Genomic DNA, 21182 nt, shown 5'->3' on the forward strand with positions numbered 1-21182 from the left:
CGATACAAACTGTATCGAGTGTATCAATCACTTGGTTACCGATTTGCCAAAGCCTTTGCGTTTTGCGAATCCCGCCCGCAAACAGCTACTCGGCAAAATAGCGCCCATAAATCTCGTCGATCCGGCCGGCCTCGTGGGCGCCGATCAGGGCAATGGTGAGCGGACGCGCCAATGGGCTGCCGCTGGGCAGGCCGAAGCCATATTTATCCGGCTCGAAAATGGCGCCGACCACGCTGATGGCCTGTTCGGGATGGCTATGGGCGTAATATTCCAGCACCGGTGCATCGGCAACGATGGCGTCGATCCGCCCCGCGGTCAGCGCAGCAACGGCGCCTTCGACATCGGCGTAGCGGCGCGGCCGCATTCCCGCATTCTGCAAATAGGTCTCGGCTACGCTCCCCTCGAACGCGCCCACGGCCTTGCCCGGCAGGTCCGAAACACCATCGATCTCGGTGGTCAGTGCCAGCGTCGTCATCACGCTCGTCACCGAGGAGGTCACATAGGCCAGCACAGCCACGCCGCAGACAAGCCACAGCGCCTGCCAGATGCGTCCCAGCCAGCCGAACAGGTTCTTGCGCGACGGTGAGCGCCCCGAGGTCGCCACCGACATCACCGTATAAAAACTCTCCGCCACCCCATCGCGCCAGCCCTTGGGGAAATTCTTGTCGAAGCGCCGGTCGAACAGGGTCAGCAGCAGCGTCGCCAAAAGGATCACCCCGCCAATCCAGGCATAGGCGCGCAAATGGCCTGATGTGGCCAGGCCCTGCACGATGCTCCAGAAGCTTGCGCCGGCATCGTCATGCACCATCACCCGCAGCCCCGCATCGAACCAGGGATGGGTAAACTCGATCCGCTCGGCCCGGTCCCGGGTGATCGTGAGATTAGTGACTGCGACATCGACGGCGGACGTCTCGGTGGCGGTCACCAGCGCCGACAGCGTCGGGAAAACCTCGTAATTATAGGCAAGGCCAAGCTCGTCGGCCAAAAGCGTCCACAGATCGATGGCCATGCCGGTATAGGCGCCATCCTGTTCCATGACGAAAGGCGGGCTGAGATAGAGCCCGACCGCCAGCCGCTCGTCCCCGTCCGGCCCCGCCTCCAGCTCCTGCGCCGCAATGGGGCCGTAGAGCGCCAACAAGGCAAGCAGCACAATGGAGCGAAAAAGGGCGATCATGGGCAGGCGATAACGTCCCCGGCGCGGCTGGCATTATGGTGGTGCCATCAGCCTAGCAACTCACTCCCGGCACGGCCACCCTTGCCACAAAGCGTTTCCAGCAAAAGTGGTCACGGTTTTGCGGTTCGGAAACGCAACAAACAAGCGCTTAGAGCAATTTCGACGTTTCAACGAAACGGTGAAATGCCCTAACGCAATTTCAGGCTCGACAGACCGATCAGCGCCAAAACGAAGGAAATGATCCAGAACCGGATCACCACCTGGCTTTCGGTCCAGCCCAGATGCTCGAAATGGTGGTGGATCGGCGCCATGCGGAAGACCCGCTTACCCGTCAGCCGGAACGAGGTCACCTGCACGATCACCGACACGGTCTCGAGCACAAAGAGCCCGCCGATAATGGCCAGCACGATTTCATGCTTGGTCGCCACGGCAATGGTGCCCAGGGCGCCGCCCAGGGCCAACGAGCCGGTATCGCCCATGAAAATCTGCGCCGGCGGCGCGTTGAACCACAAAAAGCCAAGCCCGGCCCCGATCAGCGCCCCACAGACCACGGAGAGTTCCGCCGTACCGGGGACGGCATTGAGCAGCAGATAGTCGGCATAGTTCTGCGAACCCACGAGATAAGCGATCAGCCCGAAACAGGCCGCCGCTACCATCACCGGCACGATAGCCAGACCATCGAGCCCGTCGGTCAGGTTCACCGAATTGCCCGCCGCCACGACTACAAAGCCGCCGAACAGAATGTAGAAATAGCCCAGATTGACCGCCAGATCCTTGACGAAGGGGAATAGCAGCGAGGTGCCATAGGAGCCCGAGGCCAGTTGCGAGATGAAGAAGGCCGCAATGCCGCCGATCAGCGCTTCCAGGATCAACCTTTGTTTCGAGCCGAAACCGGCATGGCTCATGCGCTTGACCTTGAGATAGTCGTCGTAAAAGCCAATGGCGCCAAAGCCGACCGTGACGAACAGCACCACCCAGACATAGCCATTGGTCAGGTTCGACCAGAGCAGCGTCGAGATCACCGCACCCGAAAGGATCATCAACCCGCCCATGGTGGGCGTGCCCTTCTTGGTCAGCAGGTGCCCGGCCGGCCCGTCCTCGCGGATCGGCTGCCCCCGGCCCTGCTTGACGCGCAACAGCGCGATCATGCCCGGCCCGAACAGGAACACGAAGAATAGCGCCGTCACCACCGCGCCGGCGGTGCGAAACGTGATGTACCGGAACACATTGAAGGCGGCGAGCTGCTCACCCAATTGGCCAAGGAAATAGAGCATTCTTGTCTGCTACGCTTTCGGGTGTGTCAGCTCTGCGCAAAACGCGCTTTGATTTCGGAGACGAGGCGCGACAGGCCCACGCCATTGGACCCTTTGATCATAACTGCATCGCCATAAGCAAGATCGCCCACGATCACCTCGAGCGCTTCTCCAATGGCGTTATGGTGGCTGGTCAGCAAGTCTGGCGGCAATGTCGCGGCAAGTGCCGCCATGGCCCTGCCGACCAGATGCACCCGTTCGGCGCCGCTGTTTCTGACCGCGTCGGCCAGCCCGGCATGCATGGTCTGGGCAGCCTCGCCCAGTTCCAGCATATCGCCCAGAACGATCACCTTGCGTCCCCCGGGTGCCACAATCGACGCCAATACATCCAGCGCTGCCCCCATAGAGGCGGTATTGGCATTATAGCTTTCATCGATCAGCAGCAGCGGCCTGTCATCCGGGCCGAGAATGACGCGCTCGCCCCGGCCCGGCTGGGCGCCGAAGCCACGAAGCGCTCTAAGCGCGGTCTCCGGCTCGATACCCGCCAGATGCGCGACCACCAGCGCCGCCGTGGCATTGGACAGCATGTGCCGCCCCGGCACGTCCAGGGCCAGCGCATAGCGCTCCTCGCCCCGCACGATCACAGCCGCGCTTCGCTCCGCGGCGGTTTCCTCTTCGGTGATCTGCCAGTCGACGCCGCGCGCAAAGCCATAGGTTACGACCCTGCCGACCCCGGCCGCCGCTGCCAGTTCGAGCAGGAGATTGATCTGCGGATGATCGGCATTGAGCACCGCCGTACCGCCCGGCTCCAACCCCTCGAAAATTTCGGCCTTGGCCCGCGCGATATTGTCCAGGCTCCCCAGCCTTTCCAGATGCGCGGCAGCAATGCTCGTGATCACCGCCACATGCGGGCGCACCAATTGGCTCAACGGCCGGATTTCGTCGGGGGCATTCATGCCCATCTCGAAAACGCCGAACTGCGCCGTTTCGGGCATTCGCGCCAGCATCAGCGGCACGCCCCAATGGTTGTTGAAGCTCTTGATCGAGGCATGGGTCTCCCCTGCCGCCTCGAAGACCACGCGCAGGGCTTCCTTGGTCGTGGTCTTGCCCACGCTGCCGGTAACGCCGACGATAAAACCCCGGCTCCGCTCCCGCGCGGCGCGCGCCAGGTCGCGCAATCCGCCCAGGGCGTTGGGCACGACGATGCGCCCATCGCCTTCCCCTCGGCTCACCAGCGCAGCTACGGCCCCATTGGCCAGCGCCGTATCGACGAAATCATGCCCATCGAACCGGTCGCCCTTAATGGCGACGAACAGCGCCTCCGGCCCCAGCTCGCGGCTGTCGATGGAAATTGAATTGATCTCGGTGGCTGAGACGCCCGACGCATGACCACCGGTGGCCGCGAGGATGGCGTGGAGGGTGAAGAGAGGCGGGCTCATCAAGACAGCCTTCGGTCAGAGTTTTCAGTCGATCCAGGAAGTATCGGTTCCAGCACCTCCCTCCCCCTTGAGGGGAGGGAACGAGGGTGGGGGTCCATCGGTGGACCACAAAACCACCCCCTCCCCGACCCTCCCCTCAGGGGGGAGGGGGCGCAATCCATTGACATCCCAACGCTCGCCAGAGCTCTACCCTTTGACCGCAGCCTCGACCACTTCATGGTCCGAAAAATGCGTCTTGGTGGTGCCGATGATCTGATAGGTCTCATGCCCCTTGCCCGCCACCAGCAGCACGTCGCCCGGCTTGAGCGACTTAACGGCCTTCTCGATAGCGTCCTTGCGGTCAGCAATTTCGGTTGCCCCCTTGGCACCCGCGAGCACCTCGGCGCGGATCGCGGCCGGGTCCTCGGTGCGTGGATTGTCGTCGGTGACAATCACCACATCGGCAAGCTCGCTGGCAATTTCGCCCATTTGAGGGCGCTTGCCCTTGTCCCGGTCGCCACCGCAGCCGAACACCACCGATAGCTTGTTCTTGGCATAGGGCCTGAGGGTTTGAAGCGCCACGCGCAGGGCTTCCGGCTTGTGCGAATAATCAACAAAGATGGCCGCGCCATTGTGTTCGGCCACCAGTTCGAGCCGCCCGCGTGCGCCTACCAGTTCGGGCAGCGCCGCAAAGGCGTCCGCCTTGTCCACACCGGCCGACATGGCCAGGGCCGCTGCGATCAGCGCATTGGACACCTGGAACTCGCCCGGGATCTTGAGATGAAAGCTGACCTTCTCCCCGATATGGCGCACTTCCACGCGCTGCCCATAGCCTTCCGGCTTGATCGAGAGGATTTCGATATAGGCGCCTTCGCGTCCGACCGTCAGCAGCGTGGCGCTGGCCGACAGGGCCGCGAACATGAACTGCTCATGCTCGGGATCGTCGACATTGACAATGGCCGCGCCGCCATCGACCAGGAGGTCCGTGAACAGCCGCAATTTGGCATTGCGGTATTCGTCCATATCCTTGTGATAGTCGAGGTGATCACGGCTGAGATTGGTGAAGGCCACCGCCTCGAAATGGATGCCGTCGAGCCGGTGCTGGTCCAGCCCATGGCTAGAGGCTTCCAGCGCTACGTGATCGATGCCCTGCGCCTTGAGCGCCCGCATGGCCTGGTGCAGCGTGCGCGAATCCGGCGTCGTCAGCGCGCCTTCGATACGGCGCTTGGATGTCTCGATGCCTAGTGTGCCGATGCTGGCCCCGGGCACACCGGCATGGTCCCAGATCTGGCGCACAAACGAGGCGACCGAGGTCTTGCCATTGGTGCCCGTCACCGCCACCAGGATTTCCGGCTGCGGCTCGAACACGCGGCTTGCCGCGCGGGCATAGGCGGCGCGCACATCCTTGACGATGATCACAGGCACACCCGGATCGCCCGGCGGCGCGGTATCGGTCACAACCGCCAGGGCGCCGCGCCCGACCGCATCGGCCACGAATTGATTGCCATGCACTTTGGCCCCGGGTAGCGCGAAGAAAATATCGCCCGGCTCGATCCGGCGGCTGTCCGAATTCAACCCGAAAACAGCTCCCAACCCCTTCTTGGGACGGGCGCCGGAACCTTCGAGCAACTGGGTTACGCTAAGAGACACCGATCAGAATCCTTCTGGATAGAGTTGTCTGACTTCCGCGGGCACAATCTGCTGGTCGACCATTTCGCTGAAGTCGGGGGCGATTCCGAGCATGGGAGCCACCCGTTGAATGACACGGCCTGTCAGCGTGCCGGCATTCCAGCCCGCCGTCGTGCCCGATTGGGCGTTTTCCGCCTTGGGCTCGTCCACCATGACCACCATGGCATAGCGCGGATTATCGAGCGGAAAGGCCGAAGCAAAAAAGTTCGTGACCTTGTTGGACGAGTACCGGCCATCGACCACCTTTTCGGCCGTGCCGGTCTTGCCGCCCACCCGATAGCCCTGCGCCGCCTTGTTCATCTGCGAGCCCGACCCGCCGGTCGAAATGGCATTGAGGCGCATAAGATAGCGGATATAGGCGCTGGTCTGGGGCTGCAACACGCGCTCATAAAGCGGCTCGGCGTCGGCAATGTCGCGCTTGTAGAGCGTGGGGGCGATATAATTGCCGCCATTCACGAAGGCCGCATAGGCCGTGACCATATGCAATGGCGACACCGACAGCCCGTGGCCGAACGAGGCCGTCGCCGCGGCCACCTCCGAAAAACTGTCCGGCACGGTGGGCACGCGCATTTCGGGCAATTCGAACTCGACGCGCTTGTCGAACTTCATGCGGCTCAAAAAGGCACGGTAATTCTCCTTGCCCATGGCCTGCATGATCCGGATCGTGCCGATATTGGACGAGTACTTATACACTTCGGGCAGCGCCAGAATGCGGTGCTTGCCATGGAAATCGTCGATCGTATAGCGGCCGAAGCGAATGCCATAGCGCGCGTCGAACTGGTCGGTAATCCGCACCGCGCCGCTGTCGAGCGCACCGGCCATGGTCACCGTCTTGAAAATCGAGCCCGGCTCGAAAATACCCGATGTGATGCGGTTGAACGTGTCCTTGACCAGCGCCGTGGCCGGCTCATTGGGATTGAAATCCGGCACCGAGGCCAGCGCAACGATCTCGCCGGTGTAAATATCCATCATCACGCCGGCCGCCGCGACGGCCTGATAGCGCGTCATGGCATCCATCAATTGCTCGTGCAGCACATGCTGCACCCGCATATCGACGCTGAGCTCAACCGGCGTCAGCGCATTGCCGCGCGCCAATCCCAGCTCCTGCAATAGGGCAACGGACTCGCTGTCCATATGCCGCTCGATCCCGGCAATGCCCTGATTGTCCACATTGGTGGACCCAAGGATATGCGCGGCTTCGTTCATCGCCGGATAGAAGCGCTTGGATTCGGTGATGAAGTCGATGCCCGGAATGCCCAGCCGCATCACCGCTTCCTCAATGGCCGGGGTCAATTCGCGCTTAACCCAGACAAAGCCCTGATCGCCGGTCAGCCGGTTGCGCAGCCAGTCCTCTTCAATATCGGGCAGCACTGTACGCAGCTTGCGCACGGCCTCTTCAACATCGATGATCCGGCGCGGCTCCGCATAGAGCGAAGGCACGCGGATATCGACGGCCATTTCCAGCCCATTGCGATCCAGGATCGGTGGGCGCGTCGCGGTGATGGCGTCGCGCGTCTGCCCCTCAATGGTCTGATCGGTCTCGGTCATGCCCAATTGCACAAGCCGCCCGCCGACCAGGCCCAACCCGAGCACCACGGCCAGCACCATCCAGCGGATACGGGCCTGCGTCAGGTTCCCGCGCTGCTTGCGCGCGCCCTCAAGGGCAATGGTCGGAGCGAAGTCTTCGGTCACGACGGCCATTATTCAATGCCCTCCATTTCCAGAATGGCATCGATAGGGTCGATCCCCTCGGAAATCGCGGCAAACAGCGCGTCCATGGCCGCCGTATCGGGTTTGGCCGGGCGCATCGGCAGCGCCGTGAACGAGCCGAACTGCTCCTGCTGCACCGGCCCGATAGCCAGTTCGGCCTGATGCCGCTTGACGATAGGATCTATATGGCCCGGCTGGTTCAGCACCGCCCAATCGGCCTTGAGCAGAGACAATTGCCCCTCCTGATCCTCGATCCGCGCCGCCAGCGCCGTCCGCTCCGACGCCGTGCCCTCGATGGAGAATTTCAGCGCATAGACGCCGGCCAGCATCGCCACCGACACAAAGATCAGGAAAATATTGAGGTTCCGGATCATGCCGCCCCCCGGATCTGCGGCACGCTGAGGCCGGAAAGATCGACCGCCCGCGCCGGCTCAGCCGTCCGCACACCGCTGCGCAGCACAGCCGAGCGCGCGCGCGGATTGCGGGCCAGTTCCGCCTTGCCCGATTTGACCGCCTTGGAAACCGGATGCCAGCGCCGCGGCGCCAATTCCACCTGCGGCAGATGCCGCGATGTGGCCGGCCCACCCTTGTCCGGATCGAAGAAGCGTTTAACGATCCGGTCTTCCAGCGAATGGAAGCTCACAACCGCCAGCTGCCCGCCCGCGGGCAGCAGCCTTTCGGCGGCAAACAGTCCCTCGACCAATTGGTCGAATTCGCCATTAACCGCAATGCGCAGCGCCTGGAAAGACCGCGTTGCCGGATGCGTGTCCCCCGGCTTGCGCCCGATGGCCTTTTCAATGATCCGCGCCAGCTCCAGCGTCGTGGTAATCGGCGCCTCCTGCCGAGCCGCCACGATAAACTGCGCAATCCGGCGCGATTTCCGCTCCTCGCCAAAGGCATAGAGCAGATTGGCCAGCGGTTCGGCATCCAGCTCATTGACCAGATCTGCCGCGCTCGTCCCCTCCCGGCTCATGCGCATATCGAGCGGCCCCTCACGCATGAACGAAAAGCCGCGCTCGGCCTGGTCGAGCTGCATGGAGGAAACGCCGATATCGAGCACCACCGCATCCACGCGCCCGAAATCGGCCGCCAGCATGTCGAGCTCGGAAAATGTGCCCGCCACAAAGCGAAAACGGTCCGGAAAATCCGCCTCGAGCGCGGCGACATGAGGCGCAACCGATGGATCGCGGTCAATGCCGATCACCTCGGCCCCCGCCTCCAGCAGCGCACGCGAATAGCCGCCGGCGCCGAACGTGCCATCGACAATGCGACGGCCCGCCACCGGTTCCAGGGCCGCCAGCACTTCGGCAAGCAGCACGGGCACATGCGGACCGCCCGGCTCATCGGTTTCGGGCAGCAAAGACTTGCCCATATCCGCTAACACTCCACTCCGGCCGGCTGGAACCGGTTACTTAAACTGAGCGCCGATCTTGCATAGTGACGCTTAAGATTCTGTTTCCCATTCGCGCGCGCTCAGCATCAATGGCGCCTGCGCCACCGGCATGGTCACCACCACATCCCCGGCCTTGGTTTCGCGCTCCACATAGCGATGCGCCTCCACAATCTGATTGAGCGGAAAAATCCGGTCCGTCACCGCCCGCACCACACCCTGCTCCAGCAGCGTGTTCAGAATATGCAAGTCCTTGAGCTTGTCGGCCTCGCCCCGCAGACCGGTCGTTGCCAGCTTGCCGCGCTTTCCACCGCGCTTACCGCCCGTCAGCATCAGCCCGAAAATACCCCAGCTCGGCACCGTCGTCAGATAAATCCCACCCGGCTTCAACGCCGGCGCACTGGCCGCGAAACTGGATTTGCCCACGGCGTCGAACACCACGTCATAGGCCTCCCGCGCATCGGTAAAATCGTTCGCCTGCCGGTCGATGAAATGGTCCGCGCCCAGCTTTTCCATAAGCGCGCGATGCCGCCCCGACGCCACCGCCGTTACCTCGGCCCCGAAATGCTTGGCCAATTGCACCGCCATGGCACCAACGCTGCTGGCCGCGCCATTGATCAGCACATGGTCGCCCGGCTTCACCTGCCCCTCGTCGCGGATAAACGGCATGGCCGTGAGATAGGCATAGCTCAGCCCGCCCAGTGGAATAAGCGCGACCCCATCGGGCACCTTGACCAGGGGAGCAGTTTCCTTGAGGCAAACATATTCGGCCATGGCACCCAGGCTCGCGCCCGTGCAACCATGCACCCGGTCGCCCACCGCAAAGCGGGTTACGCCCGGCCCCACCGCCACCACGACGCCGGCAATATCATCACCCAGCACGTCGAGCTTGGGCCGGAACAATCCGCCGAACAGCCGCACGATAAATGGGTCGGCCTTGCGGAAGGCACAATCGGCCAGCGTCACGGTGCTCGCATGCACTTCCACCAGCACCTCCCCCGGCCCCGGGACCGGCTTTGCCCGCTCGACGATTTCAATCACCTCGGGCCCGCCATAGCGATTTTGCGCAGCAACTTTCATCTTTCCATTCTCCATGTTTCATCGATCACGCTGGGCCACGGCCCGCGCGTCGCGCGTTTCAAAAGCGTCGTTCAGTTCAGTTCAGATCAGGCGTCCGGTTCCGGCGGCGCCCATTGGAACACCTGGTCCAGCGGCACGCGGAACACATGGGCAATCCGGAACGCCACTTCCAGCGAGGGCGAATAGCGCCCCTGCTCAATGGCCACGATCGTCTGCCGGGTCACCCCGACCTGCTCGGCCAGCGCCGCCTGGGTCATTTCCCCGGCATGAAAGCGCAAGGTGCGGATAGAATTGCTGACATTGGCCTGTCCCTTGCCCATGGCGGTCACATCGTCCGGTAATAATAGAGTTCGGACGCCGCATTGATTGTCCCGCCGATCACCGGCGCCACGAACAGCGCATAAACGGCCCAATTGGCATCGGCCCCAAAAGCCAGCGGGATCAGCGCCAGCGCCGCCACAATCGAGGTGGCAATCCCGCTATTGCGCAGGCTCCTGGCGGCCACCGCATGGTCCCGCTCATCGGCCGGTTCATCCTTGAGTTCCTCGCGCTGGGCAATCGACACCAGAATGGTCCCGAGGATTGCGCCAATAATATTGAACCCGATCATCGCCCCAACGGCCCAAAGCAGCTTCTGCGCAATCTCGGCAATCGTGCCCGCCGCACCCCCATTCACCGCGTCCCAGCCCAGCCAGCCACCAATCACCACCACGCCCAGCAATTGCACCCAGGCCATCATTTCCTTCGACGTCATTTCTCGTTCCGTGTCTCGTTATCTGGACATAAGGTATGCGAAACAAGACATAATGTCAATTATTTCTTACATAGTGTCGAGCATAAGGGACACCGAAGAGGCGTATGACGTTCTGATCAGGAACCAGCATTGCATTGACCTTGACCGATCAAGGGCTGCAAACTGGCTCTGAGTACAGAATTTCTAGTTTGGTAATTGAATGGCCGGGGCAGTTCGGAAAATCAAAGCTTTGGATCGCTCCGTGCTGATCACGGCGCTCATTCTCGCGGTCGCCGCACCGAATTTTCTGTCCGCTTTTGGGGCACACAACCTTGTCACCGCATATATCTGCCTTGCCATAAACCTCGCGATCTCCCTCGCCGGCTACATGACAGGGCGTGGCCGTCCGTTTTGGCTCGCCTGGGCCGTTTTATGCGTGGCGTCTCTATTCCTCCTCGGTTTTCCCGACCCGCTGACCGCGACCATCACACTGCTGCCGCCAGTTCTGGCATCCGTGCTCGGATAGGCTTCCAACTGCCATGGCCCGCCGCGTCGCCCCCCGGGGGGTGCGCCCTGAGGGCCTCGTGTTTCATTGGCGTTTTTGGGGTGGGAAGGAGACGGCCGGCTTTCGGAAAGTGCCTGCGAAATACAGACTCTTTTGGTACCTCTCCAAAGTTCTTCGCCTTCGCTGGACGGCGGCACTTTTTTTTGCAGAGAGAATCGGATTGACTCCCTATAATTCCCAAAATATGATCTATAGGGACTTATGGGGAATAAAAGAGGACGTTTGTGTCGAGCGACTTTTTGACGGTTGAGGCCGCCGCCGCCATCCTGCAAATGCATCCCAAGACGGTACTGCGCTACATCCGCGAGGGGCGACTTCGGGCCACCAAGCTGGGAAAGCAGTACCGTCTCCTTCGGTCCGACCTGAATGCGTTTGCCGGCGCCAGCGCGCCAGGTGACGGCCAGGCCAGGGTCACGAGCATCGTTGACGTCCAGAACGTGGATAGCTTGACGCTGCAGCGGCTGACTGCGGTTCTGCTCGGTGCAGCACACGGCAAGGATACGGCAACCACCTCGCTGTCCGTCGATATCGCGCATGATGCCGCGCGGGACAGCGCCAAGGTCATCATAGTCGGCTCGCCGGACGACGCGGCAACGCTGCTTAAGCTTGTCAGCGCATGTCTGGAGGGCTGACATGATCTACAAGACCGATGAGGGCCGGGCTTTTGTCCTGCGACACTATCGGGCAGTTCTTGATGCCTGGCCGGTTCAAAGCCGCGAGACATCCATATCAACGCGCCAAGGCGAAACATTCATTCTGACGAGCGGGCCCGACAAAGGGCCGCCGCTGATCCTGCTGCACGGCTCGGCGACGAACTCGGCTAGCTGGGTTGGTGACATCGGGACCTGGAGCCAGCACTTCCGCGTGCACGCGATCGATTTGATCGGAGAACCTGGCCTGAGCGCCCCTTCCCGGCCGCCCCTCGGGTCCGGCGCTTATCAAGAATGGCTTGATGATGTTCTGGATGGCTTGGGCCTGCAACAGGCGGCGGTGATCGGACTGTCCCTTGGTGGATGGGTCGCCATGGACTACGCAATCCGGCGACCTGATCGTGTCGGCAAGCTTGTCCTGATCAGCCCCGGCGGCATTGGACGTAATCGGAATATTCTGCTCTGGGCGCTCCCGCTGCTTCTCCTCGGCGCATGGGGTCGGCGCAAGATGCAGGCGCGCATCGGCGGCAAGGCACTCCTCGATCCCGCCTTCGCCACCAGCCCGCTTGGGGTGATGAGCGACACCATCTTCGCGCACTTCAATCCCCGCACCGAAAGGCTACCAACGCCAAGTGACGCGGAATTGCAGGCGCTGCCTATGCCGGTCATGGCGTTGCTGGGCGGCAAGGACGTCTTCATAGATGCGGCCGAAACCCGAATGCGCCTCGAACGAAACGTGCGGAACCTCACCATGCGTTACCTGCCGGAGGGCCTGCACTTCATGCCTGAGCAAACTGCCGCGGTGGACGCATTCCTGCTGGCCTAGATCGACGTCAAATGCGGTCGAGCCAAGCGGTCGAACGCACCGCTGGATCTGCATTGCCCCCTTCATTCCCCGACCATGGTGATATGAGCACACTCGACCAAGCCTTTGCCCATCCGGATCCTTCGGCCCGGCTCAATGCTGTCCTTCTGGCAGGCATAAAGCCCTCGCTACTCGATCTCGACGCCCTGCTGAACCGCTGCGCTGTCGAGCCTGACTTTCAGGTGCGTGAAATGCTGACCTGGGCCCTGATCCGCCTGCCTGCAGCTGCGGTCGTGCCTAGACTGATTGGCGAGCTTTCGCGCGAAGAGGCGCAGGCTCGCAGTCAGGCCCTGCACACGCTGTCCAAGTTTCGGGATGCCTCGGCATGGAAGGCAGTTGCTGCGCGGCTTGATGACGAGGATCAGGGAGTCGTTCGCACCGCATGGTATGCAGCCGTTGCGATTGTTCCTGAGGACCAGCGCCACTGGCTGGCGGAGAAACTGGCGTTGAGCCTCGGACGCGGAGACCGAGACACTCAGCTCAGTTTGAGTCGCGCCCTTGTTGGCTTGGGATGTGACATCATCGAGCCGATGCTGACGGCCGCCAAGGGGCGTGACGACGAGGCAGTTCGGCTCCACGCGGCAGCAACGCAGCGGCTGTTGCACGATGCGGATGCGGGGTTTGCTTCCTCGCTCAAGGTTGCCCGCAGAGAAGTTGCCCTTGGTAAAACCAGATCAACGAAAGGATGAGAACGAGTGCGGCCATATGGCGAAGAGCGGCTGCTTTGCGGGCGAAAATTATCCTGTGAACGGCAGAAATGGGGTCGAAACCTGCCGTCCCGATTTGCCTCTTTGTCGGCATGCCCCACCGACCGTCACCCTCGGCCTTGAGCCGAGGGCTCTGTACTTTGGGATTGTTACCGGGCCGTTATGGAACGACACAATCCCCAAAGACTTGGTCCCGGGCGACATCGTCAAGTGAAGAACCCTCGGCTCAAGGCCGAGCGTGACGCGCGGTGGGTGGGGAGAGACCTGTTGCAGCGGCAAGTTCCAGCAAACTCCTCCGATGGCCAGAATGTCCCCCATGGGGTCGGCTCCTGCCGCCCCACCCCCCCCCCCTTGGTCCCCCCCCCCACAAGGGGGAGGGAGGCGAGATAGGACTTAGCTTCAGCTAAGTCCGTTGAATCGAGCAGGGTGGGGGTGTCGGCCTCTCAACGCTTTGAGACGACAGGCAATTCACAAAGTAATCCCCGCCCCTCCGTCCTCCGCCATAATCCCCCCGTCCTCACCGACAACACGCGGTACCGACGAAGTGCCGGGTGAGGAGGCAGGCCGCACGGTGTCGATCGGGCGGAGGCGTGTATGCTGACCACCGGTCGCTCAACTGAAGCGAGCGGCGACAGGCGGCGATGGATGTTTCGGCATCCGGGCCAAAGGTCTGCGCCGGTCGTGGATGGGATGAGCAACCCGCAAGGGGGCCGCTCGATGCATGCGTCCGAAATCCTGTTCGTGGGAAGCGGCTTTCGCCTCTTCTTTAATTTAACCGAGGCGAAAGCCGCTTTTCACCGTGCAAACCCGGAGACGCCAGCGTCGTTCGGACCTTCGGCATGCGCTCAGCATCGCGGAACGCTCTTTGAACTCATGCAGAAAACAAAACGGCCGGGAAAACCCGGCCGCCTCAATCTTACGCCTCGCGGGCCTTGGGCCGCGCCTGTCGGGTTTCCCCGAATTCAGCGGCGTCGAATGCCCTGTCGCCCCTTTCGTCCCGCACGCGGGTCGGCAAGCCAATCTTGCCCAAAAGGTCCAGGAACGGCACGGGCGGCAATTCCTCGATATTGGCCATACGGTGGCAATCCCAATCGCCCTTGGCGATCAGCATGGCCGCGGCAATGGCGGGCACGCCGGCCGTATAGGAAATCGCCTGGCTATTGGTCTCGGCAAAGGCCTCTTCATGGTCCGAAATATTATAGACCAGCAATTCGGTCTCGACCCCGTTGCGCTCGCCCTTGATCAGGTCGCCGATAAAGGTCTTGCCCGAATAATCCGGCGCCAGCGACATCGGATCGGGCAAAACCGCCTTGACCACTTTAAGCGGCACCACTTCAAGCCCTTCGGCTGTCGTCACCGGCTGCTCGGACAGAAGCCCCAGCTTGTTCAGCACCGTAAAGACATTGATGTAATGCTCGCCAAAGCCCATCCAGAAGCGGATATCGGGCACGCCGAGATTGGCCGAGAGCGAATGGATTTCATCGTGGCCGGTGAGATAGGTCGTGTGTTCGCCCACCACCGGCAGATCGTCCGTGCGCTTGACCTCGAACATCTTGTTGGCTGTCCACTGGCTTTGCTGCCAGCTCCAGACCGTGCCGGTAAATTCGCGGAAATTGATCTCGGGATCGAAATTGGTGGCGAAATAGCGCCCATGGCTGCCGGCATTGACGTCGATAATGTCGATGCTGTCGATCCGGTCGAAATAGGCATTGGCGGCCAGCGCGGCATAGGCATTGACCACACCGGGGTCGAACCCGGCGCCCAGAATGGCGGTCACGCCCTTGCGCTCGCATTCCTCGCGGCGCTTCCACTCGTAATTGCCGTACCAGGGCGGCGTCTCGCAGATCTTTTTCGGGTCCTCGTGAATGGCCGTGTCGATATAGGCCACGCCCATGTCGATACAGGCGCTGAGCACGCTCATATTGAGGAAAGCCGATCCTGCATTGAGAACGATCTGGCTCTTGGTCTGCCGGATCAGGGCCTTTGTAGCTTCGACATCCATGGCGTCGAGCTGGTGGGCGGCCAGAATACCCGGGCGCTTGAGCGCCTTTCTCTCGAGAATGCCGGCGACCAGCGCCTCGCATTTCGAAACCGTGCGGGAGGCAATGTGGATGTCTCCGAGCACATCATTGTGCATTGCTGCCTTATAGGCAGCGACTTGCGCGACACCTCCGGCGCCGATGATCAACAGGTTCTTTTTCAATTGGCACGAAACACCTTTTTCGAGGGGTAACGGATCAGCCCGTCATTATGACAGGCTGGCGACATAGTCGGCATAATCGAAACTTTTCACAAGGTCGACTGCGCCGTTTTTTCTGCGGATGGCTATAGCGGGCATTGCCACGCCGTTGAACCAGTTTTTCTTCACCATGGTGTATCCCCCTGCATTCAGAAGGGAAATCCGGTCGCCCACAGCCAGCTTCCAGGGGAAATCGAAGGTGCCGAAAACATCGCCCGCAAGGCAGGACTTGCCGGCGATCTGGTAATGATATGGCCCCTCGTTGGGCGCCACCGATGCACTTTCGCGATAGACCAGCAGGTCCAGCATATGCGCCTCAACCGCGCTATCCACGATCGCTACGGACATTTCGTTTTCGACAATGTCGAGCACCGAAACCTCGAGCGTGGTGGTACCGGTCACGATGGCGTCGCCGGGCTCGAGATAGACCTGCAGGCTGTACTTTTCGGCAAAGGCCTTCAACCGCGCCGCCAGCGCATCGAGGGCATAATTCTCGCCGGTAAAGTGAATGCCGCCGCCAAAGCTGACCCAGTCGATCCGCTCAAAAAAACTCCCGAGCTTGGCTTCGAAGGCATCGAGCAGCGCTGCAAAGGAGTCGAAGGAATCGTTTTCGCAATTGCAGTGGATCATGAAGCCGCTGACGCGATCCATCGCCTGCTCGACCCGCTCGAGATTCCACTCGCCCAACCGGCTGAATTTGCGCGCCGGATCGGCAATGTCGAAATGTGAGTGGCTGACACCCGGATTGACCCGCAACCCAACCGGCAAATGCCGCGCCTTGTCGCCGAAGCGGTCGAGCTGGTTGAGCGAATTGAAGATCACCTTGTCCGCATGGGTAATGGCCTCATCGATCTCATGATCGGCCCAGGCAACCGAATAGGCATGCGTTTCCCCGCCGAACTTCTCGCGGCCCAGCCGCACCTCATTGAGCGACGAAGATGTCGATCCGTCCATATGCGGTGCAATCTGCTCGAAGGTGGACCAGGTGGCGAAGGCCTTGAGCGCCATCACGCATTTGGCCCCCGACAACGCCCGCAGGCGGTCCACCTTGGCCAGGTTCCGGTCAAGCGCGGTCTCGTCGATCAGGTAGTAAGGGGTATCGATGGGCATCGCGCTTACTTCAACTCTCCATAGGCGTGTGCCCGCCAGTTCAAGAACGGCGGAGGAAAGCCGCACGATGTAGCGACCCGAACCGTCATGATCAAGGGTACAAAACGACCCTGCCCCGAAGCCAGGCTCCGGGGCAGGGTCGCGCTGGCGATCCGTCGCGGATCAGTTGCCGCTCAATCGTCATCGCCATAGTTCACCGACGACAGCGACTCGGTGACGCACAGCGACTTGTCTTTGAAGGGGCAAGTGTCGCCCGTCCAGGCGAGAGCAGGGGCCGCGGCTCCGGCAACAATGGTCAGCGCGAGGATGGCAGAGAGGATATTTTTCATGTTGGGGCTCCTTGTGTTTGAAGACACCAAGGAACCTGCCATTGCCCACATTGCGGCAGCATTGCCGGCGGATAACCATTGCTTTCCGGTGCATTAAACTACTGTCATCAAACAGAAAGCCGACCTGAGAAGCAATGCCAGTTGACCTGTAAGCCGGGTTCTGTAAGGCCGCGTTGCCGCGACGTGGTGACCATTCATCTGAGGCCGCTGTTGCCAGCGCGCTCGTGCAACCAACCCGGACGACATGGCCTCGAAACAGGCTGGGTTGCCCCGCGTCATCCCTATTTGGTCTTGCTCCCGGTGGGGTTTACCGTGCGGCCTCTGTCGCCAGACGCCCGGTGCGCTCTTACCGCACCCTTTCATCCTTACCCCGGCACGCCGGGGCGGTTTGCTTTCTGTGGCACTTTCCCTGGGGTCGCCCCCGGCGGCTTTTAGCCGTCACCGTGTTTCGATGGAGCCCGGACTTTCCTCCAGCGGACAGTTACCCGTCCGCCAGCGGTCACCCGGTCAACTGGCGGGGCCTATGTGCGGTTTTGGCGCGACGCCGTCAAGTCAGCAACGGCTGCGGCCTGGGCCGGGTTATAGCCTGATAGGCCAGATTGATTGCCGACATGCGCGCCGTAGCCACATCGATCAGCTCTTCGGGCACGCCCTTGGCGATCAGTCGGTCGGGATGATGTTCGGCCACCAACAGCCGATAGACGCGCCTGACCTCCTCCGGCGGCGCCTCGCTGGTCAGGCCCAGCACTCTATAGGGATCGACGCCCTCCTCCAGCATCACATGCTGGGACGCGATCTGCTCGAAACGCGCCTCGTCGAACCCGAATATCGTGCTGACATCGCGGAGGTAATCCAGCTCAGCCTCATGGACGAGCCCATCAGCCGTAGCGATAAAAAACAGACTATCGAGCACATGCTCGAGCGTATCAGGCGCGTCCGCGAAAAAGCGGGCGACCTTGCGGGCATAGGTGTCGTAACCCGCCACGTCCTGCTTGGCGAGATTGAACAACCGCTCTACCTGCGGCTCACTGCCCTTGGCGATCTCCACCGTCGCGTTGAAGGCACGCACCTCGGAGGCCGTCACTGCGCCATCGGCCACAGCCATTTTGGCTGACAGGGCAATCAAGGCCAGCGTGAAGGCCGCGTCGCGCCCGCCGGGCAGCCAAGTATCCGGATCGAGAATATTGGCGACATGCCCGGCAATGCCGGTTCTTTGGGTGAACGAGCCCAGAAAGGCAGAAAATTTCTGCCACACATCACGATTGTCTTCGGCCTTGCGCACGCAACAGAGCATTTTTCCGGGCTTCCCTTCCCGTTGGGCCAACACGCTTACCGCCTATCGCCGCCCGGGTCCATGTCCCTCAGGGCATGGCCGCCTTGCCGCTCACTCAAACGAATAGGCGTCATAGCCGTAAGTACGCGGAAAGCGCGTGACCCGTGCCCGAGAATTTGGGCCTTGGTCGAGAAAGAAACCATCCGGATCGTAATCCCCCATATCCGCCGGTGCCCCGCCCGACTGCCGGCGGGCCAGGAATTCGGAGAGCGGCCCGCTCTCCCAGTCTTCCAGGTCCTGGGCGGTAACAACGATATCGGGCGTTTCGACAATCAGTGGTGCGGATGCGGCTACAACGCTGCGCGGCACCGAAACAGGCCGCTCCGACACCGGTGTCGGGAAGGTGACGAAGCGTGTCCGCGATACGGTCGCAACACTGTCCGCCGCTGGTTCAGGCGCGGACGCCGCCACGGGTTCGGTCTGTTCAGGGCTCGCGATTTCGGCAGGTTCGGTCGAACCGCGATCGCTGATATAGCTGGGTAGCTCCCGGCCCGATTGCAGGAAACTATCGACGGCATCGTTTCCCAAAACCCGCGCGTTAACCGCTGCCGTGGTCACCGGATCGGGTGCCGGCGCGAGCGCTGGTTTCGCCTCGGCGATCGGGGCGACGGCGGCTTCTGCCGGCCGCGCATCGGCTTCGGCAATCGCGACCGACTGCGGACGCTCGGTCGCCGGTGTTGGCATGCTTGCCGCCGGCAATGCCTGCTCATCGAGAACGGCAATCGTCGGCGCGCGCGGCCCGCTGAACTGACGCAAGGTTCCATCGGCAGCCGGAATGGCGACGACCAACAGGGCGCCGGCCCAGGCCAGGCCATTGGTAATGCGGCGATCAATCTGCATAGAAAAAGACTTCCAATATGCTCCGCCCGAGCGCGCGGACATGCCCGCTTTTCATGGCCACAATATGAAGGCCACTTTGCCGCGAATTTGAACCGAGTCGCCTGAACGCAAGCTGAACGGGTCGGGACCTAGGGCCGGCGCCCAAGCAGCCGCGCCAGCGCCAGGACCAGATTGGACCGGTTGAGCGTATAGAAGTGGAACTCTGTCACTCCTTCGTCGAGCAATTCGGTCACCTGTTCTGCGGCCACCGCGGCCGCCATCAGCGCATGGGTTTCCGGATCCTCGTCCAGCCCATCGAACCGCTCAGCCAGCCAATCGGGGATCGAGGCGCCACAGCGCGCGGCAAAGCCGGAAATCTGCTTGAACGAATGGATCGGCTGAATGCCGGGCACGATCGGCGCGGTAATGCCGGCCTTTCGCGCGCGTTCGAGATAGCGCAGATAATCGGCATTGGAGAAGAACATCTGGGTGATGGCGCGGTCGGCACCGGCATCGATCTTGCGCTTGAGATTGTCGATATCGGCATCCCAATCCACGCTTTGCGGATGCTTTTCGGGATAGGCCGCGACCGAAATATCGAAGTCGCCAATGCGGCGAATGCCGGCGACGAGATCGGCGGCATTCTGATAACCTTCAGGGTGCGGGGTGAAGGGTTGCCCCACCCCTTCCGGCGGATCGCCGCGCAAGGCCACGATCTTGGAGACACCGGCCTCGGCATAGCCGCGCACCACCTCGTCCACCTCGTCTCGCGTCGCCCCGACACAGGTCAGATGCGCCGCCGCCGGCACACCTTTATCGCCGGTGATGCGGCGCACCATGCGCAAGGTGCGCTCGCGCGTCGAACCGCCAGCACCATAGGTGACGGAGACGAAGCGCGGGCTGAGAGGGGCCAGCTTGGTAATGCTGTCCCAGAAGCGCTCTTCCATCGCATCGGTCTTGGGCGGGAAGAATTCGAAGGAGAGCTGCAGGTCCGGGCGCTGGGCTGCCGTCTTGCGGCTGGCGCGCAGATTGTCGTCAATCATCTTTCTAGTCCACTTTGCTGCGGTCGCCGAGGTGCCAAAGGCACACAGTCAGCCCGCGATCCTTACTGTCACTGGGAAATTCACGCGCCGCAAGCACGTCGAGCCCGGCAAGCGCCGCCCAGTCATTCATCTGCTCCCGCGACAGACCCAGTCGCCTATGGGCATGATCGGTGCGCAGGAATTCGAGGTCATGCGGGGCGAAATCCACGATGAGGATTTCCCCGCCCGGTTTGAGCAGGCGCCTGGCCTGCGCCAGCATTCGGCCCGGATCGTCGAAATAGTGCAGCACCTGATGAATGACGACCACATCGGCCGGGCCGATGGATGGATCGAGCGCGCCGATATCGCCCAAGCGAACCTGCGCATGGCTGAGGCCCGAGGCGACCAGGCGCGAGCGGGCCACGGCCAGCATTTCCCGGCTGGAATCAAGGCCAATGCCCTGCTTATAGGCCGGCGCCAGAACTTCGAGCATGCGGCCCGTGCCCGTGCCCAGATCGACCAGGAGATCGACCTTGCGTCCGCCCAGCTCGGCCAGTACCGCGGCCTCGACCGCCGCTTCGGGAACATGGAGGGTCTTAAGCAGGTCCCAGCTTTCCGCGACCTTGGCGAAATAATCGGCGGCCACGGCCTGTTGTTCGGCCCGCGCCTCGGCCTGCCGTGCCTTATCGCGCTTACGCTCAGGCGCATTGGGATCGACGCGCGCAGTCAGCCAGCGGGCAAGCTCTGCACCCTGCCCTTCGGGCGCCAGCCGGTAATAGGCCCAGGCCCCTTCGGCATGGCGCTGCACCAGGCCTGCATCGGCCAGCAATTTGAGATGCCGGGACACGCGCGGCTGGCTCTGGTCGAGAATTTCGGTGAGATCCTTGACCGAATGATCGCCATCGGCCAGAAGCGCGAGCAGGCGCAACCGTGTGCTTTCGCCCGCCGCCTTTAATACCCCGACCAGTTTGCCCAATCCGCTCATCGCGTCCTCAAGATATAAAGATATCTTTATATCTAGTTCGACGACGAGGTCCAGCATCAATTTTCGGCCATGGTGATGCGCCGCCCGGCCATTTGGCTTCGCGGTTATAGG

Annotated in this window: 21 protein-coding genes and 1 other RNA gene; 4 read left to right on the top strand and 18 right to left on the bottom strand. The window is 62.0% G+C overall.

What is annotated here, in order from left to right:
* Positions 1–85: 85 nt before the first annotated feature.
* From V8Z65_RS11110 to V8Z65_RS11155, 10 genes are all read right to left on the bottom strand, one after another.
* A complete protein-coding gene (locus V8Z65_RS11110) occupies positions 86–1174 on the bottom strand; it encodes a transporter substrate-binding domain-containing protein (RefSeq protein ID WP_338719987.1) in 1089 nt (362 codons plus the stop codon).
* Between the two features lie 188 nt (positions 1175–1362).
* Complete coding sequence (gene mraY / locus V8Z65_RS11115; RefSeq protein ID WP_338719989.1) at positions 1363–2448, bottom strand: phospho-N-acetylmuramoyl-pentapeptide-transferase; 1086 nt, start codon at positions 2446–2448, stop codon at positions 1363–1365.
* Between the two features lie 26 nt (positions 2449–2474).
* A complete protein-coding gene (murF, locus tag V8Z65_RS11120) occupies positions 2475–3866 on the bottom strand; it encodes a UDP-N-acetylmuramoyl-tripeptide--D-alanyl-D-alanine ligase (protein ID WP_338719992.1) in 1392 nt (463 codons plus the stop codon).
* 186 nt (positions 3867–4052) lie between these two features.
* Positions 4053–5495: a UDP-N-acetylmuramoyl-L-alanyl-D-glutamate--2,6-diaminopimelate ligase gene (locus V8Z65_RS11125; RefSeq protein ID WP_338719994.1), complete on the bottom strand. Its 1443-nt coding sequence runs from the start codon at positions 5493–5495 to the stop codon at positions 4053–4055.
* A 3-nt stretch (positions 5496–5498) separates the two neighbouring features.
* Positions 5499–7235 (bottom strand): penicillin-binding protein 2, encoded by a 1737-nt coding sequence (locus tag V8Z65_RS11130; protein ID WP_338719996.1) that lies wholly within the window; start codon positions 7233–7235, stop codon positions 5499–5501.
* The gene (locus V8Z65_RS11135) at positions 7235–7618 is read right to left on the bottom strand and encodes a hypothetical protein (protein WP_338719998.1); all 384 of its coding nucleotides are present in this window, start codon (positions 7616–7618) and stop codon (positions 7235–7237) included. Before V8Z65_RS11135 ends, V8Z65_RS11130 begins: the two co-directional genes overlap by 1 nt.
* Entirely contained in the window at positions 7615–8616 is a 1002-nt protein-coding gene (gene rsmH / locus V8Z65_RS11140) for a 16S rRNA (cytosine(1402)-N(4))-methyltransferase RsmH (RefSeq protein WP_338719999.1), read from the bottom strand. The genes V8Z65_RS11135 and rsmH overlap by 4 nt, the downstream gene beginning before the upstream one ends.
* Before the next feature lie 72 nt (positions 8617–8688).
* A complete protein-coding gene (locus V8Z65_RS11145; protein WP_338720000.1) occupies positions 8689–9714 on the bottom strand; it encodes an NAD(P)-dependent alcohol dehydrogenase in 1026 nt (341 codons plus the stop codon).
* Positions 9715–9800: 86 nt separating this feature from the next.
* Positions 9801–10034 (bottom strand): helix-turn-helix transcriptional regulator, encoded by a 234-nt coding sequence (locus tag V8Z65_RS11150; RefSeq protein WP_338720001.1) that lies wholly within the window; start codon positions 10032–10034, stop codon positions 9801–9803.
* 5 nt (positions 10035–10039) lie between these two features.
* On the bottom strand, positions 10040–10468 hold the full coding sequence (locus V8Z65_RS11155) for a hypothetical protein (protein WP_338720002.1): 429 nt from the start codon (positions 10466–10468) through the stop codon (positions 10040–10042).
* 199 nt (positions 10469–10667) lie between these two features.
* Between V8Z65_RS11155 and V8Z65_RS11160 the strand changes: the two genes are divergently transcribed.
* The 4 genes from V8Z65_RS11160 (at position 10668) to V8Z65_RS11175 (ending at position 13216) form a co-directional block, all read left to right on the top strand.
* The gene (locus V8Z65_RS11160; protein WP_338720003.1) at positions 10668–10973 is read left to right on the top strand and encodes a hypothetical protein; all 306 of its coding nucleotides are present in this window, start codon (positions 10668–10670) and stop codon (positions 10971–10973) included.
* 263 nt (positions 10974–11236) lie between these two features.
* On the top strand, positions 11237–11644 hold the full coding sequence (locus V8Z65_RS11165) for a helix-turn-helix domain-containing protein (RefSeq protein ID WP_338720005.1): 408 nt from the start codon (positions 11237–11239) through the stop codon (positions 11642–11644).
* Between the two features lies 1 nt (position 11645).
* Positions 11646–12488, top strand: coding sequence for an alpha/beta hydrolase (locus V8Z65_RS11170; RefSeq protein ID WP_338720007.1), 843 nt, complete (start codon positions 11646–11648; stop codon positions 12486–12488).
* 83 nt (positions 12489–12571) lie between these two features.
* Entirely contained in the window at positions 12572–13216 is a 645-nt protein-coding gene (locus tag V8Z65_RS11175) for a HEAT repeat domain-containing protein (protein ID WP_338720009.1), read from the top strand.
* Between the two features lie 934 nt (positions 13217–14150).
* Here the strand turns inward: V8Z65_RS11175 and V8Z65_RS11180 are convergent.
* The 8 genes from V8Z65_RS11180 to V8Z65_RS11215 all read right to left on the bottom strand — a co-directional run bounded on the left by V8Z65_RS11180 (position 14151) and on the right by V8Z65_RS11215 (position 21071).
* On the bottom strand, positions 14151–15437 hold the full coding sequence (locus V8Z65_RS11180; RefSeq protein WP_338720011.1) for a saccharopine dehydrogenase family protein: 1287 nt from the start codon (positions 15435–15437) through the stop codon (positions 14151–14153).
* A gap of 45 nt (positions 15438–15482) precedes the next feature.
* Positions 15483–16583 (bottom strand): carboxynorspermidine decarboxylase, encoded by a 1101-nt coding sequence (locus tag V8Z65_RS11185; protein ID WP_338720013.1) that lies wholly within the window; start codon positions 16581–16583, stop codon positions 15483–15485.
* A 173-nt stretch (positions 16584–16756) separates the two neighbouring features.
* The gene (locus tag V8Z65_RS11190) at positions 16757–16912 is read right to left on the bottom strand and encodes a hypothetical protein (RefSeq protein WP_338720015.1); all 156 of its coding nucleotides are present in this window, start codon (positions 16910–16912) and stop codon (positions 16757–16759) included.
* A gap of 133 nt (positions 16913–17045) precedes the next feature.
* Positions 17046–17427, bottom strand: an RNA gene (rnpB, locus tag V8Z65_RS11195) — RNase P RNA component class A.
* A 32-nt stretch (positions 17428–17459) separates the two neighbouring features.
* The gene (locus tag V8Z65_RS11200) at positions 17460–18194 is read right to left on the bottom strand and encodes a DnaJ family molecular chaperone (RefSeq protein ID WP_338720017.1); all 735 of its coding nucleotides are present in this window, start codon (positions 18192–18194) and stop codon (positions 17460–17462) included.
* A 102-nt stretch (positions 18195–18296) separates the two neighbouring features.
* A complete protein-coding gene (locus tag V8Z65_RS11205) occupies positions 18297–19085 on the bottom strand; it encodes a hypothetical protein (RefSeq protein ID WP_338720019.1) in 789 nt (262 codons plus the stop codon).
* Between the two features lie 128 nt (positions 19086–19213).
* Complete coding sequence (gene metF / locus V8Z65_RS11210) at positions 19214–20107, bottom strand: methylenetetrahydrofolate reductase [NAD(P)H] (protein ID WP_338720021.1); 894 nt, start codon at positions 20105–20107, stop codon at positions 19214–19216.
* 4 nt (positions 20108–20111) lie between these two features.
* Positions 20112–21071: a metalloregulator ArsR/SmtB family transcription factor gene (locus tag V8Z65_RS11215; protein WP_338720023.1), complete on the bottom strand. Its 960-nt coding sequence runs from the start codon at positions 21069–21071 to the stop codon at positions 20112–20114.
* Between the last annotated feature and the right edge of the window lie 111 nt (positions 21072–21182).

The sequence above is a fragment of the Devosia sp. XK-2 genome (genome assembly GCF_037113415.1).
Classification (GTDB): Bacteria; Pseudomonadota; Alphaproteobacteria; order Rhizobiales; family Devosiaceae; genus Devosia.